Here is a 16,430-nt window from a genome sequence, read left to right as displayed (position 1 = left end):
AGCCCGAACAGGAATATTTTTTAATGTGGCACGACAACTGCGGTGCCGCCGCGCCGACGCCGTCATCGCGCCACAGGAGAACAGGCTGTGCGCATTTTAACATGGACCGTGCCGATGATCGCCGCCGCCGCCCTCGTCGCGGCGGCCCCTTCCGCAAACACGCGCGGCGCGGCGCCCCGGACGGAAGCTGTGCATTTCGACGGCACGCTGTCGGTCATGACCTATAATATCCACGGCCTGCCCTGGCCGCTGGCCTGGGGTCGTCCGGCCGATTTCGACCGCATCGCGGCAACGCTGCGCGACATGCGGTCCGCCGGGCGCAATCCCCATATCGTGCTGCTGCAGGAGGCGTTCACCGACGATGCGAAAGCGATCGGGCGGGCGGCAGGCTATCCCTATGTTGCGGACGGACCGGACGACCGGGCGACCAACGGCGCCACCCCGGTCGGCGCGCAGCAGCGCTTCGCCGCCGACGAAAGCTGGACCCATGGCGAGGGCGTCGGCAAATATGTCGGCAGCGGGCTTCAGATCCTGTCCGATTATCCGATCGTCGCGGTCCACCGCATGGCTTTTCCGCGCTTCGCCTGCGCGGGGTTCGACTGCCTGGCGAACAAGGGCGTGATGCTGGTGCGGGTCAGCCTGCCCGGCCAGGCCGAACCGGTAGATGTCGTCACCACCCATCTCAACAGCCGCCGCGCCTCCGACGTGTCGGACGCCCGCTCCAACGAAGCGCACAGCCTTCAGATCGCCAGCCTCACCGCCTTCATCCGCCAATGGCACGACCCGCGCGACCCGCTGATCGTCGGCGGCGATTTCAATGCCGGCCAGACCAGCGGACGGCGCATCGACCTGACCGACCATGCGGCGCGGGACTGGAGCTTCGGCGCCCCCATGAACAACGCCTATGCCGCGGCGGCGGCGCTGCATCTCCCCTTTTCCGCCGACGCCCGCCTGTCGCAGCAGCGCGCCCGCGACTGGGAGTTTTTCGCGCCGGGCCAGCGGACGACGCTGACGCTGCGCCGGATCGACATCCCCTTCGGCCATGGGCCGGACGGCACCATGCTGTCCGACCATGTCGGCTATACCGCGACCTATGCCCTCGACCGGCGGCCGGTCACCAGTTTTTCGTGAACCCGACCGTCCATTGCCGCGGTCGCAGCGGGGTATATTGCGGCCCCCTGTCCAGCGTAAAGGGATTACCGAAGGCAAAGCTGTCCGCCTTGCAATCGAACAGGTTGCTGCCTGACAGCCGCACGCTCCATCCACCCCGACGCAGCGTCAGATCGGCATCGGCCAGCGCATAGTCGCCCATCCGCCTGTCCAGGCCGGGATCGAAACTGAGGTGCGATGGGCTGAGATAGCTGACATGCGCGCCCATGCTGCCTCTCCACCCCAGCAGGCCAAGATCACGGCTTATCCCCAGCCGCGCCTTCCAGTCGGGAATGACGGGCAGATGCCGGTCGTCCACCCGCAGGCCGGCGCTGGTCCGGGTCAGCAGCGCGCTCTGCCCCACCAGCCCGGCGCTGACGGCCCAGGCCGAAGCCACTTTCCAGTCGATCGATGCCTCGATCCCGTAGATGCGCGCGTCGCCGACATTGCGCGTGCCGATCAGCCCGTCCGTCAGCAGATAGTCGGACTGCATGTGCGACCATGTCGTCAGGAAGGCGTCGGCATTGACCGTCAGCGATGGCGAGGCCGTATGCCGCCACCCCGTTTCGAATGTCTGCAACTCGTCGGATTCGAACCGTTCGGCCGACCTCGCGCTGGTCTGCGTCAGCCCGCCTGGCCGCCGCGCCCCGGCATAGCGCAGATAAAGGAAGTCGCGCCCGCCCGCCTGCCAGGACAGCGCCAGCGACGGGGTGAAGCCGCTGCGCGTCACCGACACCTCCACCCGCGTGCGGCGGCCGCCCTGCTCCGCCTCCAGCCGGGAAAGGAACAGCCGCCCGCCGACGCTGAGCGACAGGGCCGGGGTCAGCGGCACGCGCATGTCGCCAAAGGCGGCGAATTCGGCCACGCCCTGGATGCCGGTGGCTACCGTCCTGTCCCGCGCACCCTCGATCACGCCCGAAAAATGGTTGCGCACATCCATGAAGGACAGGCCCGCCAGCCAGGACAGGCCGTCGTCCCGCTGGCCCGACAGGCGCACTTCCTGATCGAACAGCCGATTGCGCCGTTGCTCCAAATAGAGAGAGGGCGGCGCGACGCCGAAGGCGGCCTGGGAAAGGTCGCTGGCGTTCAGCGTGCTCGACACGTCGTGGTCGACCCAGTTGCCGGCATAGACCAGATCCATGTCGCCCAGCTTTCCCGCCACGCGCAGCGAGGCAAGGGCGAAGTCGTTGTCATGCGGCTCGGCCACCTGGTCCGGCCGCGTCAGCGCATGGCGGGCATAGACATATTGGCTGTCCGCGACATCCTGCAACTGGAACATGCCGTTCAGGTCGACGGTCCAGTCGCCCGCCAGGGCGCGCACCGCCAGCCGGGCGCCGCGCACCTCGCTGCGGTTCGAATCGCCGCGGCCCGCCGTGTCGATCCAGCCCGGCTCGCGCGCCGCATAACCGACAGCACGCACCGCCAGCCGGTCGGTCACCACCGGCAGGTTGATCATCGCCTCCGCGCTGCCGCCCATTTCGCCATGGGTGGCAAGCGATGCCTCCAACCCCGCCTGTCCCGCGAACGTCCCGGCATCGGGCGGGCGGGTGACGATATGATAGACGCCGCCCAGCGTCCCGCTGCCGTAAAGCGACCCCTGCGGCCCTTTCAGCAGTTCCACCCTCTCGACATCGACCAGCCGCAGGTCGGGATCGGGCGCGTTATAGGTGGCGCGGGCATCGTTGATCAGGATGGCGACGGTCGACTGGCTGTTGCCGTTGAACGGGCTGTCCGCCACGCCGCGGATGAACTGGCGGTTGCGCCCCGGCCCCAGATTGGTGAGCGTCAGCCCATCCAGCCGCTGCGCCACTTCCTGCGTGCCGGAAAGCAGCGTGCCGCCCTGATCGCCTGGCGCCTGCACCACCGCGACGGAGATCGGCAGGCGCGCAAGCGGCTCCTCGCGCTTAGCGCCGGTGACGATGATGTCCGCCATTCCCTGCGGCGGCAGTGCGGAGGCCGACCGGACAGGCGGGGGCGGCGCGACGGGCGCGGCGCGCACCAGCCGATAGGCGGTCGGGGACAGTCGCCGCGCCTCCAGCCCCGTTCCCGCCAACAACCGCGCCAGCGCCTGCTCCACCGTCAGCCGCCCGTCGACGCGGTGCGACCGGCGCGCGGGCAGCCGCCCTTCGAAGCCGATCGCTATCCCCGTCTGGCGTGACAGGTCCGCCAGCGCATCGGCCAGCGGCGCGGATTCGATATGGATTGGCCGTTCTTGCTGCGCCCAGGCGCTACCGGGCGCCAGCGCGCAGCAACACAATGCCGCCCTTATGCACGATCCTGAGGTCCATGAACTGCGCGACTTCACCGACAAGACCCGAACCGTCCCCCACGATCAACACACCGGAAAATGGCCGGTCGGCAACATCGGCCCCAGCCTTCACAGGCACCCCTGCATAGCGGCTGAGATCGGACGCGACCAGAGAGAGCGGCACGCCTTCATAGACCAGCCGTCCCTGCTGCCAGCTTCCGACCGTTCCGGGGGACACGGCAGCGGTCGTTCCCCGGCGCGTCACCCGGTCGACCAGCAACTGCCGCCCGGCCGGCAGTTCGACCGTATCGCCGCCGTCACGCGGCGCGACGCTGATCCTTCCTTCGGCAACGGCGACCCGCATCATGCGGGCGTCGGCCAATATGTCGAATCGCGTGCCGATATCGCTGATCCGCTGCCCGCCTGCATCGATCGTCATGGTCCTGTCCGGGCGATGGGGAATGTCGAACAGCGCGCTGCCCTCCAGCGCCAGCCTGTCCTGCGCCGCGCCCGCCACGCGCAAATGGCTGGCGGCGGCCAGCGCGATGCGGGAACCGTCCTTCAGCATGATGGTGCGCGCCTGCCCCGGCCCGGTGCGATAATCGACCGGCGGCGGCATCGAGGGACGAAAGAAAGGAATGCCGACCGCCAGCGCCAGCGCCGCAGCGATCCCGCCGCCGATCCAGCGGCGGCGGCGGGGCGCCCGCATCGCGACCGGCGGGACGGACATGCCCATCGACGGCGCCTCCATCGACGGCGCCTCCATTGACGGCGCCTCCATTGACGGCATCAGCGCGGCCAGGGTGGCGCGATGATCGGCGATCCTCGCGTCGATCAATGCGATCGAATCGAACGCGGTGCGATGTGCGGGATCCGCCTCCAGCCACAGCGTGAAGCCGTCCCAGTCGAAATCCGCGTCATCCTGCGCGCGGTGCCAGGCAATCGCCTGGTCGAGGATCGTCTCATCGTCCAAAGCCGGTCCCATCAAACCTGTCCAGTCGCTGCGCAGCCCCCCGCACATGCGCCGTTCCCCGCTATAACGTCACCGGGTCAGCCTGGCCTCAGTCCTCGGACAATGCGCGGCGCAAATATTTCATCGCCACCGCCATATGCTTTTCGACCCCGCTCTTGCTGATGCCCAGCCGCTGCGCCACCTCGTCATGCGACAACCCCTCCAGCTTGTGCAACTGGAAAGCGCGGCGGGCGCCAGCGGGCAGGTTGGCGATGGCGGAGGCAAGGCGCGCCACCTCCTCCCTTTCGCTTATCTGCGCCAGCGCATCGGCGCGGGGATCGGCGGGATCGGGACCGCGCAGGTCGACGCCCGACGCCACTTCCATCCAGCTCTGCTCGCGGGCGCCCCGCCGTCGCGCCTCCCGCAGGCGGTCGAGCACGAGATTCTGCGCAATCCGATAGAGATAGGCGCGTCCATTGGCGACGGGGCCGCTCCTGCCCTCGCCGATCCGCAGCCACATGTCCTGCAGTATATCCTCCGCCTCGGGCCCGCTGCCGGTGCGCGCGACCAGGAAGCGCAACAATTCGGCGCGGCAGCTATGATAAACTGTCTCTAGCCCGCCTTCCATAAAGGGCGCCTTTCCCAAGCCATGCCCCTCCTTCGACGCCCCCGCCGAATTGTTCAATTTAATTGCCTGTAATCTTTTGCCCACATGCCGGGCGGCGGGCAAAAGAAAACCCCGCCGGAGCAGAGCTGCACGGCGGGGCCAAGGTTCAGGGAGGTGTCACTCAAGGGGGGAGAGTGACCAGCCCAATCTAGGCGCCCCAGCCAGCAGTTCAAGGGGCTTTCCGCCGCTATTTTCCCTGCCTGCGCGACTTTTCCGGGGGCCGCCATCTCTTCATTGACCGTTCAGCGGCCATCCATCAGGCTGGAGCGCGACCGTCATGCCGCGAAAGACAGACCTCTTGCCAAAGCCCTTTCGGCTCCTTGCTCCAGCGCTCCTGTTTCCCGCCGCATCGATGGCCGCCGCCCTTGTCGATGTAGCCCGGGCCGAAACCTATTATGTCGATTCCCGCATGGGCGACGACCGGGCGGACGGCACGGCGGGCGACAGGGCGTGGCGGTCCCTGGCGCGGGTCAATGGCTGGCCGCTCCAGCCCGGCGACCGCGTGCTGCTGACCGCCGGCTCGGTCTGGCAAGAACCGCTGACGATCGCCCGCTCGGGCAAGGCGGGATCACCCATCATCGTCGGTGCGACCGGCGCCGGTCCCCGGCCACGCATCGATGCGGGCGGCGTTGCCGAATATGCCATCGGCGTGATCGACGCCGATCATGTCACGATCAGCGGCCTGGAAGCCACCAACGACGCGCCCTCCCCGGCGCCCCGCATCGGCATATTGGTGCGCGCCGAAAATCGCGGCGTGACGCGGGGCATCCGCATCAGCGACAATTATGTCCACGATGTCCGCGGCACCAACGACCGCAAGGACAATGGCGGCATTCTCTTCCGCGCCACCGGCCGGCAGGTCGCCACCCGCTTCGACGATCTGGCGATCGAACGGAACATCCTGTGGCGCGTCGACCGATCCGGCATCGCGGGGATCAGCGACCGCGTGTCCTCCCTTGACTGGTTCCCCAGCAGGAAGGTGGTGATCCGCGACAATTATCTGGAGGATATTGGCGGCGACGGCATCGTCCCGCGCGGCACCGACGGCGCCCTGATCGAACATAATATCGTCCTCGCCGCCGGCAGCCGCGCCCCCGGCTACAATGCCGGCATCTGGCAATGGAGCACCGACAACAGCCTGATCCAGCTCAACGAGGCCGCGCATACGCGCACCCGCTATGACGGCCAGGGTTTCGATTCCGATTTCAACTCGCGCCGGACGACCTTCCTCTACAATTACAGCCACGACAATGCCGGCGGATTCCTGCTGATCTGTTCGCCCCGGCCCAATGACAAGGACAATCTGGGCAATCGCGGCACGCTGGCGCGCTTCAACGTCAGCCGCAACGACGGCACCCGCATCTTCCAGCTTTCCGGCAATGTGTCGGACGCCCGGATCGAAAGAAACGTCATCCATGTCGGCCCGGCGATGGACGTGCAGATGATCGTCGCCACCCAGTGGGAAGGCTGGGCGCGGAAGGTGCGCTTCGCGCGCAACGTCTTCAGGGTGGCGGGCACCGCCCGCTACGGCAGCGAAAACGGACGCAGCGGCCCCGACTATCTGATCAGGGCCGGCTTCGCCCCGGCCGAATCGATCCGCTTCCGGCGAAACAGCTATTTCGGCAGCCATGTCGACCTGCCGGACGATGGGGCGGGCCAGACCATCCAGCCCTATCAGGAAATCGCGTCGGACTGGGATGTGCCCCGGTTCGATCCCGCGCGGCCCGACACATTCCCCGAATTCATCGAGCGCCACCGCAACTGGATGCTGGCAATGCTGAAACGCGAACTGGGAACGCCCGTCCGACTCCGGCAGCCGCGCACCACTTCCACCTTCGAAACCCGCCGCTGACCCGATTTCCCTTTCCCAGAGGCAAAGGAGCCCCGCTCCTTGCGAAGGAAGGCGGGGCTTCAGTTGGGTCGCACACAGACTGATGCCTGCGGACCGCAATAAGACATGGTTCAGACGCGAAGTCGATTGCGATAATCTAGACCTGGATCAAGCCTCCAGAGCGGGTTCCGATCGCTTGGAAATCGCTCTAGCTGCCTTCACGCGCTCAAAAAGCCAACGGCGCGCCGGACCTCCTCCGCCGCGCCGTCATCGCCGCATCGCCACGGCCCCTCCCCCCGGATGGGCCGGTCAAGCTTGCTCAGTTCGCCTTGCTCAAATCCACCTTCTCGACCCATTCGGGATAGAAGGTCGGCTCCCTGTTCGACCATCCGACCGCCGTCGCCGCCGCCTCGCTGATCGACTGGAGCAGCGCCCGGCGTTTTTCGGGATGCAGATGCGGCAGGCTGGCCGCCGCACAGAAGGCCCCCGGCAGCCATGGCCGCGAACCCGCTCCCAGCAGCCGCTCATAAAGGAAGCGATAGGCAGAGAAGCTGCACAGCCGGTCCTGCCCCAGGTCGAAGGCGGAAACCGTCACCAGCGGCGCCATGAACGGCTCCATCTGGTCCAGGCCGCTGTCGTCGGGCACCCGCGCCTTGATCTCGTCCAGCCGTCCATAGATCCGTGCCTGGGCGCGAATGCTGGCTTCCTCCACCATGTCGCGCGACCACAGCTTCATGGCGTCGCGCCGATGCAGCCCAATGTCCAGCGATCGTCGAATATAGCGCTGCGTGGCGGCCGGGAAACTGGCGAATTCACGCAACTCGGCCAGGGTGATCGCCCCGTCCGCAGGTCTTGCACTCGTGCCCATGTCTTTGCCCTCCGACTTCAAGTCGTAAGCAGAACATGCGCCCCATATGGTTACTGCAAGCTTAAGCGCCGGTTCTGCCGACAGGTACAGGGAATCATTTTTTCTTGTGCGGCGCAACATGTAATTTTTATGAATGCGCTCAATCGAATAACAGCCCCTGGCCAGCAGTGACCCGGCCCCGCGCAGCCAGCGCCTTCCCCCAATGCGCCGCAGGGAGCAGGCCCTGACCGCCCGCTATCCGGCGCGGCGCTCCAGGACCGCGCCGATCATGCTGCGCCACACGGTCACGTCACCCGCCTGCGCCATTTGCGCATCAGGCTCGCGCAGCGTGTGGAGGATCGCATAGGCATCGTCGATATGGTCCTGCCAACTGGCATCGACTGCGCTCGCCGCGTGCGGATCCTTGCCCTCGCCATTCAGGCTGAGCTGGCGCCCGGCCAGCACGCGGGCAATGCGTTCGATCGCGGGAGTGGCGGAAGTCGGCATATGAATTGGCTCCTCTCACCTGCGGGGGCAGCGACGCGGCCGCCCCTCCAACCGATCATATCACGATTTGCCGGGCCGTCTATCGCTCGTCCTTCTTGTCCTTGCCTTCGGGAAAGCCGGAAGAAGGGACCGGATCGCCATGGTCGCCAGGCGCCGTGGCCGATGGCGGATCGGACGCATCCATGCTGTCCATCAATCCCTCGTCCAGCTTCTCCTCGGTCGTCACGGCGTGGTCCTGCGCATCGGTGGACCGCTTGTCATGCGCTTCCTCGCGGCTGTTGGGCCTGATATCGGTCTTGTCGTTCATCATGCTCTCCTCGTGGTCGCGCCGCGCTGAAAAAGGCCAAAGCGGTCGCGAGCGCCTTCCGGAACAGGAAACGGACGGCGGCAAGGGCGGGTTCCGCCGGCCGCCTCCATCGACCAACGCATGGAAGCTTTCGACCAGCTTCGGCGCGAAGGGGCGACAGACGCCGCGCCCTCGCCTAGACTGCGGCCATGAACATAAAAAATGAAGACGGCGAGCCGGGCGTGCCGCCGACGGTCGCGCTTTATTCGATACTGGGTTTCTGGTTCTTCTACGCGATGCTGGTGACGCTGCGCGCCTCCGTCATGGGGTTCGAGGCGCAGGGAGCCATGGCCGCCCGCCGCGCGGTGGTGACGGTGATCGGCATCGTCGTCACCTGGATCCTCTATCTCTGCTTGCGGCGGTTCGACCGCCAGCCGCTGGCGACGCGCATCATCGCCGCCTTCTCGCTCGCCGCGCCCTTCGCGCTGGCCACGGCGGCCGCCAATTTCTACGTCTTCAACATCTACGACCCGGTCTCGCTCATCCCCGATAGCGATTATCAGAAATATGCCAGCGAACAGGGATTTGCCCTGATGCAGATCGTGGAGGACGCGATCAGCCGCTATTTCTTCCTCGCTGCCTGGGCCGGCCTCTATCTCGCCTTGTCCTATGCCAGCGAAGCCCATCGGGTGGAACGCCGCGCCGCCCGGCTGGAACGCGCCGCCCAGCAGGCGGAACTGCGCTCGCTGCGCTATCAGGTGAACCCCCATTTCCTGTTCAACACGCTGAACTCGCTCTCTTCCCTCGTCATGAAGGACCGGCGGGACGAGGCGGAACAGATGATCCTCTCCCTCTCCAATTTCTACCGCACCAGCCTGACGGGCGACCCGCTGGACGATGTCTCGCTGGAGGAGGAGGTGCACCTCCAGAAACTCTATCTCGACATCGAATCCGTGCGCTTTCCCGATCGCCTGTCGACCAGCATCCAGATCCCGCACCGGCTGCTGGGCGCCTGCGTCCCCGGACTGATCCTCCAGCCGCTGGTGGAAAACGCCATAAAATACGGGGTGTCGCGCACGTCCAGCCCAGTCACCATCACCATCGCCGCGCGGGAGGAGGAGGGCATGCTTCACCTCAGCGTCACCGACAATGGCGACAAGCCGCCAAGCGGCGCCGATGCGGGCAGCGGCATCGGCCTTGCCAATGTGCGCGACCGCCTGATTGCCCGCTTCGGTGAAGAGGGCCGCATCGACTATGGTCCGCGCAACGGCGGCGGCTTCACCGTGGACCTGACCCTGCCCATCATCCGACGGAGCATCTGACATGACCATCAGGACTCTCATCGTCGACGACGAACCGCTGGCGGTGGAACGCCTGCAGATGCTCTGCGCCCGTGAACCGCGCATCGCGCTGGTCGGCACCGCCAGCGATGGCGAAGCGGCGCTGCGCCTGATCGAGGGGCTGGAACCGGACCTGGTGATGCTGGACATCGCCATGCCGCTGCTCGACGGCATCGGCGTGGCGCGGGCTACCTCGCGCATGGGCCTCTGCCCGGCGGTGATCTTCGTCACCGCGTTCGAAGGTTTCGCGGTGGAGGCGTTCGACCTCGCCGCCGTGGACTATCTGCTGAAGCCGGTCGCGCATGAACGCCTGTCGCGCGCCATCGATCGCGTCGAACAGGCGCTGGGCAACCGCGCCGCGCCCTCCCCCGCCACCAGCGCGAAGGAGGAACCGGAATGGGCGGAGGAATTCTGGGTGCCGCACCGCTCCGAACTGATCCGCATCGGCGCGGCCCAGATCGACCGGATAGAGGCGGAGCGGGACTATATGCGGCTGCATGTCGGGGCCAACAGCTACCTTCTGCACCAGACGATCAGTTCGCTGGAAAACCGGCTGGACCCGCAGCAATTCGTCCGCCTGCACCGCTCGCACATCGTGCGCCGCGACCATATCTCCCGGCTTCGCCATGACGGCAGCGGCGTCTGGTCGGCCTGCCTCGCCGACGGCGGCGAAATCCGCATCGGCCGCACCTATCTCACCAACGCCCGCGCCATGGCCGGGCGCTAGGATTTCACAAACCGGGAGCTTGCGCGACTTAGCTTATAACGAACTGGGCTTATAACGAACTGGTCACCATAACTCGCGATCCACTTATCGAAAGAAGTGAGGGGCACTCCCCAGGCGTGGGTCGCGGCCAGATCGACCTTATATCCCTCCACATTGTTCCAGGCCTGGCTCGATGCGACGGCGGGATTGATCCCACTGGCTACCGCATCACTTTCCGACAGTGATACGGCAATGACGGGCTTTCCTGTGCCGGCCGCGATCTTGGCCGCCACTTCCTCCATGGTCAGCGCTTCGGCGGCAAGATCGATTGAGCGACCATTGAAACGGTCCGGGTTCCCGAATGCTGCGGCGGCAAACGCGCCCACGTCATCCGCGGCGATCCAATCGAGCCGGGTTTCGGTCGCGATCGCCGTTTCGATGCGTCCCCTTGCGGCCAATGCGGGGAACATGAAAGCTGCTTTTGGCGGCAACAGATTGTCCATCATGAAGGCGGGCTTCAGGATCACGAACCGGTCGAACCCCCGCGCCGCAACCGCTCCATTCACAGCGGATTTGCTGTCCCAGTAAGTGCGCGGCCAGCGCCCGTCATTCATCCCGACAAAGTCGGCCTGGTCCCCTGCGCGCGCGACAGACGTGTGAACAAATGTCTGAACGCCGGCGCGGTAGGCGGCATCCACCAGAGCCTGGCCGGTCCGGACCTCTCTATCAGGATCGTCCGGGCCAGCCGGCATCTGCATGGAAAATATGCCAGCGGCGCCGGCGACGGCCATGTCAAGGCTGGCCACATCGTCGAAGTCACCCTGCACGACCTCAACTCCTTGCTGCGTCAGCGCCCGCGCCGCAGCTGCGCCGGGATTGCGAACGAGCGCCCGCACATGGTACCCCGCTCGCAACAGCGCTCGGGCTGCCGCGCCTCCCTGAGCACCTGTCGCACCGGTCACCAGAATCGGGCTTTCCGTTGCACTCGCCATGTCATAGCTCCATCAAGATTGTGCTCGACGCTGATTGCTCCGGCGCTCAATTGCGTCCTGAAGTCCGGCTAACAGTCGATCAAACCGCCTGCAATCTGAATGGCGTCCGTCAGAACGGCATTGATCGGTGAGCGCCTATGGTCGCCGCCCATCAGGATATCGCGGGAACCGACACTCAAGGACGGCGATCTCATTTCATCGGATCGAAATCCGCGTTGGATCAGCTTTCGATCTGATCCGGAAACGAAAAAAGGCCCGGCATCCACCGGGCCTTCTTCAGGATCGACTGGAAAAACTCAGTTGCCCAGGCCGACCGGCTTTTCCTTGTTCATATCGGCATAGCGCTCGCCGCTCTGGGCCTTGGCGACCGCCAGTTCGACCGAGCTGCGCACATGCGCCGCGGCGACCGACTGGCATTTCTTCATTTCGGCAGAGGTCGCGCCATCCGCGCACACCTTCCAGGCGGCCCGCCAGATGCGGCCCTTCAGCATATTCTGTCCCTTCGCGCTGGACAGGTCCAGATCATGATAGTTGACCTCGACAGTCTTCCCGTTGGACTGGAATTCGGTGGCGGATGCCGCGCCGGCCGCACCCAGGGCGACGATGGCGGCGAAGGCGGGGGCGAACTTGAAGGCGATCATGGCAATTGTCTCCTCGACTCTAATGCTTTTCCCGGCCCCCTCGCGCCACGCGCTCGGCAAGCCTCAGGCGAAGAGAAGAGCGGCCTGAACAACCAGATCCCTGAATGAAGAGATCCCAGAACGAACAGATCATTGTCCCTGTCTTCGCACTTCATCCGTGTAGGCCTTTTGCGAATGCGTCGCTTTTCGCTTTCGACCGGCGGCCAGGCGGGTCGGCCAACGACGCTCTTCTCGACCAAATGCAGTCTGGCGCGGACGAACGACAATTTTACGTCAGGAAAACAGCCATTCCGTAACGTAAAATTACCAGGAGCCAAAGAATGACGCACATAAGAAAGCACCCCCGGCGCAAGGGAACGGCCGGGGGTGCATCCAGGAAGCTGTCGGGCTCTCCGGGATTTCTGTCAAATGCTCGGACGCGGATGGCTTCGATCCTTAGCGGATCGTCGCCTGCCGGATCGTCACCATGTCGGACGCCACCATATCGCGAAGGCGCAACCACCGTTTTTGCCATTCGATGATCCGCGCATCGGCGCCGCCCGGCAACATCCGCCGGGGACAAACCGACGACATTCTTCCACGAACGACATCATTGCCCCGACGCCGCCAGCTGGGCGCGCAGCTTGGCCAGCGTCCGCGCGTCGACGACGGGGCGCTCGGGCGCCTCCTTGCCCTCGCGCAGCTTCCTGCGGTCCTTTTCCGGCGGCTCCACCACGCGCACCCTGACCGGTGCATGGCCGGTGGCCCTGATCCCCAGTTGTTCCGCCGCGCCGCGCGACAGGTCGATGATCCGCCCCCGCCCGGCAAAGGGGCCGCGATCGTTGATCCGCACCAGGATCGTCCGCCCCGTGTCCAGCGCCGTCACCTCGACATAGCTTGGCAGGGGCAGCGTCACATGCGCCGCCGTCACCGCCCTCGGTCGGAAACGCTCGCCGCTCGCGGTCTGGTTCCCGCTCTCGCCGCCATACCAGCTCGCATAGCCCAGATAATCATAGACCGGATCGGCGGCAGGCACATAGGTCACGCCCCTGACGCTATAGGGCTTTCCCACTCGCACCGGCACGTCGCTCACGGGCCGATACCGCACGCCTCCGCCACAGGCCGCCAGCGCCATCGCCACGCCCAGCACGCCATATCGCATCCGAACCGAAATCCCGCTCATCCCCGCCCTTTAACCCGGCGAGGCGCGGGAGCAAAGCCGCTGCCTTTTCCTTTCGCCGCACAGTCCCTATCTTGCGCCCGACCGGCCCTTGCCTCCCAAGAACAAATCTGGAACAACACGCCCCATGAATCCCATCACCCCTCGGCAGAGGTTTCCCGAATGCTGACCACCATAAGCGTCCGCGGCGCGCGCGAGCATAATCTCAAGGGCGTCGACGTCGACCTGCCGCGCGACAGCCTGATCGTCATCACTGGCCTTTCCGGCTCGGGCAAGTCCTCCCTCGCCTTCGACACCATCTATGCCGAGGGTCAGCGCCGCTATGTTGAATCCCTCTCCGCCTATGCGCGCCAGTTCCTGGAGATGATGCAGAAGCCGGACGTCGAACATATTGACGGCCTCTCCCCCGCCATTTCCATCGAGCAGAAGACGACCAGCCGCAACCCGCGCTCGACGGTCGCCACGGTGACGGAGATCTACGACTATATGCGCCTGCTCTGGGCGCGCGTCGGCATTCCCTATTCGCCCGCCACCGGCCTTCCCATCAGCGCCCAGACGGTCAGCCAGATGGTCGATCGCGTGATGCAGTTACCCGATGGCGCGCGCTTCTACCTGCTCGCCCCCGTGGTGCGCGGCCGCAAGGGCGAATATCGCAAGGAACTGGCCGAATGGCAGAAGGCCGGCTTCACCCGCGTGCGCATCGACGGCGAACTCTACGCGATCGAGGACGCCCCCGCCCTCGACAAGAAATACAAGCATGACATCGAAGTGGTGGTCGACCGCCTCGCCGTCAGCGAAGACATGGCCACGCGCCTTGCCGACAGCTTCGAACAGGCGCTGAAACTCGCCGACGGCCTCGCCTATGTCGACCTGGCGGACGGCGTCGTCCCCGGCCGTGAGGAGGAGGCTGAATCCACCGGCAACCTCAAGGGCGCCGGCATCCCCGCCAACCGCATCGTCTTCAGCGAGAAGTTCGCCTGCCCCGTCAGCGGCTTCACCATAGCCGAGATCGAACCGCGCCTCTTCTCCTTCAACGCCCCCCAGGGCGCCTGCCCCGCCTGCGACGGCCTGGGCGAGCGGCAGGAGTTCGACCCCGAACTCGTCGTCCCCAACGAAGCCCTCAGCCTCAAGAAGGGCGCCATCGTCCCCTGGGCCAAGTCCAACCCGCCCAGCCCCTATTACATGCAGGTTCTCGGCTCCCTGGCGAAGGAGTTCGGCTTCTCCCTCGACACCCCCTGGGCCGACCTTCCGGGGGAGGTGAAGCTCATCATCCTCCACGGCACCGGCGGCAAGCCGGTCACCCTGCGCTTCGTCGACGGCCGCAAGAGCTATGAGGTCAAGAAAGCGTTCGAAGGCGTCATCGGCAACCTCAACCGCCGCCTCCTCCAGACCGAATCCGCCTGGATGCGGGAGGAGCTCAGCAAATATCAGACCGCCATGCCGTGCGAGACCTGCCACGGCGCCCGCCTCAAGCCCGAGGCGCTGGCGGTAAAGATCGCGGGAGAGGACATCTCCATGTCCACCCGCCGCTCGGTGGTGGACGCGCTCGGCTTCTTCTCCACCCTCCCCACCCGCCTCAACGACCAGCAGAACCAGATCGCCCGCGCCATCCTCAAGGAAATCGTGGAGCGCCTCGGCTTCCTCAACAATGTCGGCCTCGACTATCTGAACCTCGACCGCACCAGCGGCACCCTGTCCGGCGGCGAGTCCCAGCGCATCCGCCTCGCCTCCCAGATCGGCAGCGGCCTGTCGGGCGTCCTCTACGTCCTCGACGAACCGTCGATCGGCCTGCACCAGCGGGACAATGACCGCCTGCTCATCACGCTGAAGCGCCTGCGCGACCTCGGCAACACCGTCATCGTCGTGGAACATGATGAGGACGCGATCCGCACCGCCGACTATATCGTCGACATGGGGCCGGGCGCCGGCGTCCACGGCGGCACCATCGTCGCCCAGGGCACCCTGAACCAGCTCCTCGCGCACAAGGACAGCCTGACCGCCGACTATCTGAACGGCACCCGCCGCATTGAGGTACCGCCCCGCCGCCGCAAGGGTTCGGGCAAGAAACTCACCGTCCACAACGCCCGCGCCAACAATCTGCAAAACGTCACGGCGTCGATCCCGCTCGGCACCTTCACCTGCATCACCGGCGTGTCGGGATCGGGCAAGTCCAGCTTCACCATCGACACCCTCTACGCCGCCTCCGCCCGCACCCTGAACGGCGCCCGCATCGTCGCCGGCCCGCATGACAAGGTCACCGGCCTCGAAAATTGCGACAAGGTGATCGACATCGACCAGTCGCCCATCGGCCGCACCCCCCGCTCCAACCCGGCCACCTATACCGGCGCCTTCACCAACATCCGCGACTGGTTCGCGCAGCTTCCAGAGGCGCAGGCCCGCGGCTACAAGCCCGGCCGCTTCAGCTTCAACGTCAAGGGCGGCCGCTGCGAAGCCTGCCAGGGCGACGGCGTGCTCAAGATAGAGATGCACTTCCTCCCCGACGTCTACGTGACCTGCGACGTCTGCCACGGCGCCCGCTACAATCGCGAGACTCTGGAGGTGAAGTTCAAGGGCAAGTCCATCGCCGACGTGCTCGACATGACCGTCGAGGACGCGGTGGAATTCTTCAAGGCCGTCCCCCCCATCCGCGACAAGATGGCGATGCTCGCCGAAGTGGGCCTCGGCTATGTCAAGGTCGGCCAGCAGGCCACGACCCTGTCCGGCGGCGAAGCCCAGCGCGTCAAGCTCGCCAAGGAATTGTCGCGTCGCGCCACCGGCAACACCCTCTACATATTGGACGAGCCCACCACCGGCCTCCATTTCGAGGACGTCCGCAAACTGCTCGAAGTCCTCCACGCCCTGGTCGAACAGGGCAACAGCGTGGTCGTGATCGAACATAATCTGGATGTCATCAAGACCGCCGACTGGATCATCGACATGGGGCCAGAGGGCGGCGTCAAGGGCGGCGAAGTTGTCGCCGAAGGCACGCCGGAGAAGGTCGCGAAGAACGCGCGGAGCTTTACCGGGCGCTATTTGGCACCTTTGTTGGGGTTGGAGGCCGTGGCGGCGGAGTGAAACTCTTACCGAGCCACTTGCAACATTCGA

At 65.8% G+C, this 16,430-nt stretch carries 15 protein-coding genes; 5 read left to right on the top strand and 10 right to left on the bottom strand.

The window, feature by feature from the left end:
- Positions 1–87: 87 nt before the first annotated feature.
- Positions 88–1,131 (top strand): endonuclease/exonuclease/phosphatase family protein, encoded by a 1,044-nt coding sequence (locus tag ACN9MX_RS01900; RefSeq protein ID WP_363824960.1) that lies wholly within the window; start codon positions 88–90, stop codon positions 1,129–1,131.
- Here the strand turns inward: ACN9MX_RS01900 and ACN9MX_RS01895 are convergent.
- The 3 genes from ACN9MX_RS01895 to ACN9MX_RS01885 all read right to left on the bottom strand — a co-directional run bounded on the left by ACN9MX_RS01895 (position 1,115) and on the right by ACN9MX_RS01885 (position 4,977).
- Complete coding sequence (locus tag ACN9MX_RS01895; protein WP_363824957.1) at positions 1,115–3,406, bottom strand: TonB-dependent receptor; 2,292 nt, start codon at positions 3,404–3,406, stop codon at positions 1,115–1,117. The two genes, ACN9MX_RS01900 and ACN9MX_RS01895, sit on opposite strands and share 17 nt — an antisense overlap.
- On the bottom strand, positions 3,378–4,382 hold the full coding sequence (locus ACN9MX_RS01890) for a FecR family protein (RefSeq protein ID WP_363824954.1): 1,005 nt from the start codon (positions 4,380–4,382) through the stop codon (positions 3,378–3,380). The genes ACN9MX_RS01895 and ACN9MX_RS01890 overlap by 29 nt, the downstream gene beginning before the upstream one ends.
- A gap of 76 nt (positions 4,383–4,458) precedes the next feature.
- A complete protein-coding gene (locus tag ACN9MX_RS01885) occupies positions 4,459–4,977 on the bottom strand; it encodes an RNA polymerase sigma factor (protein ID WP_363735326.1) in 519 nt (172 codons plus the stop codon).
- A gap of 337 nt (positions 4,978–5,314) precedes the next feature.
- Here ACN9MX_RS01885 and ACN9MX_RS01880 point away from each other — a divergent pair, with 337 nt between their 5' ends.
- Positions 5,315–6,868, top strand: coding sequence for a right-handed parallel beta-helix repeat-containing protein (locus tag ACN9MX_RS01880; RefSeq protein ID WP_363824951.1), 1,554 nt, complete (start codon positions 5,315–5,317; stop codon positions 6,866–6,868).
- A gap of 298 nt (positions 6,869–7,166) precedes the next feature.
- Here ACN9MX_RS01880 and ACN9MX_RS01875 read toward each other — a convergent pair whose 3' ends face one another.
- The 3 genes from ACN9MX_RS01875 to ACN9MX_RS01865 all read right to left on the bottom strand — a co-directional run bounded on the left by ACN9MX_RS01875 (position 7,167) and on the right by ACN9MX_RS01865 (position 8,511).
- Positions 7,167–7,715, bottom strand: coding sequence for a hypothetical protein (locus ACN9MX_RS01875; protein ID WP_133651661.1), 549 nt, complete (start codon positions 7,713–7,715; stop codon positions 7,167–7,169).
- A gap of 234 nt (positions 7,716–7,949) precedes the next feature.
- Complete coding sequence (locus tag ACN9MX_RS01870) at positions 7,950–8,201, bottom strand: hypothetical protein (RefSeq protein ID WP_133651660.1); 252 nt, start codon at positions 8,199–8,201, stop codon at positions 7,950–7,952.
- A gap of 79 nt (positions 8,202–8,280) precedes the next feature.
- Positions 8,281–8,511 carry a hypothetical protein gene (locus ACN9MX_RS01865; protein WP_363735329.1) on the bottom strand — a complete coding sequence of 77 codons (231 nt, stop codon included), beginning with the start codon at positions 8,509–8,511 and terminating at the stop codon, positions 8,281–8,283.
- Positions 8,512–8,696: 185 nt separating this feature from the next.
- On the opposite strand from ACN9MX_RS01865, the gene ACN9MX_RS01860 reads away from it, so the two are divergent.
- Together ACN9MX_RS01860 and ACN9MX_RS01855 are read left to right on the top strand one after the other, a co-directional pair.
- Positions 8,697–9,809 (top strand): sensor histidine kinase, encoded by a 1,113-nt coding sequence (locus tag ACN9MX_RS01860; RefSeq protein ID WP_363735331.1) that lies wholly within the window; start codon positions 8,697–8,699, stop codon positions 9,807–9,809.
- A 1-nt stretch (position 9,810) separates the two neighbouring features.
- On the top strand, positions 9,811–10,554 hold the full coding sequence (locus tag ACN9MX_RS01855) for a LytR/AlgR family response regulator transcription factor (RefSeq protein ID WP_363735334.1): 744 nt from the start codon (positions 9,811–9,813) through the stop codon (positions 10,552–10,554).
- On the opposite strand, the gene ACN9MX_RS01850 is transcribed toward ACN9MX_RS01855, so the two are convergent.
- The 4 genes from ACN9MX_RS01850 to ACN9MX_RS01835 form a co-directional block, all read right to left on the bottom strand.
- Positions 10,551–11,525, bottom strand: a complete 975-nt coding sequence (locus ACN9MX_RS01850) for an NmrA family NAD(P)-binding protein (protein ID WP_363824948.1) — start codon at positions 11,523–11,525, stop codon at positions 10,551–10,553. The genes ACN9MX_RS01855 and ACN9MX_RS01850 overlap by 4 nt on opposite strands.
- A 296-nt stretch (positions 11,526–11,821) precedes the next feature.
- The gene (locus tag ACN9MX_RS01845) at positions 11,822–12,166 is read right to left on the bottom strand and encodes a UrcA family protein (RefSeq protein ID WP_363735335.1); all 345 of its coding nucleotides are present in this window, start codon (positions 12,164–12,166) and stop codon (positions 11,822–11,824) included.
- 435 nt (positions 12,167–12,601) lie between these two features.
- Positions 12,602–12,739 carry a hypothetical protein gene (locus ACN9MX_RS01840; protein WP_363753796.1) on the bottom strand — a complete coding sequence of 46 codons (138 nt, stop codon included), beginning with the start codon at positions 12,737–12,739 and terminating at the stop codon, positions 12,602–12,604.
- A gap of 16 nt (positions 12,740–12,755) precedes the next feature.
- Positions 12,756–13,328, bottom strand: a complete 573-nt coding sequence (locus tag ACN9MX_RS01835) for a septal ring lytic transglycosylase RlpA family protein (protein WP_363735336.1) — start codon at positions 13,326–13,328, stop codon at positions 12,756–12,758.
- 159 nt (positions 13,329–13,487) lie between these two features.
- Between ACN9MX_RS01835 and uvrA the strand changes: the two genes are divergently transcribed.
- Positions 13,488–16,400: an excinuclease ABC subunit UvrA gene (uvrA, locus tag ACN9MX_RS01830; RefSeq protein WP_363735337.1), complete on the top strand. Its 2,913-nt coding sequence runs from the start codon at positions 13,488–13,490 to the stop codon at positions 16,398–16,400.
- The last annotated feature ends 30 nt before the right edge of the window (positions 16,401–16,430 follow it).

It is taken from the genome of Sphingobium sp. R-21, assembly GCF_049913335.1.
In the GTDB taxonomy this organism is placed as follows: domain Bacteria; phylum Pseudomonadota; class Alphaproteobacteria; order Sphingomonadales; family Sphingomonadaceae; genus Sphingobium.
This window is presented reverse-complemented; position numbering and strand designations above follow the sequence as displayed.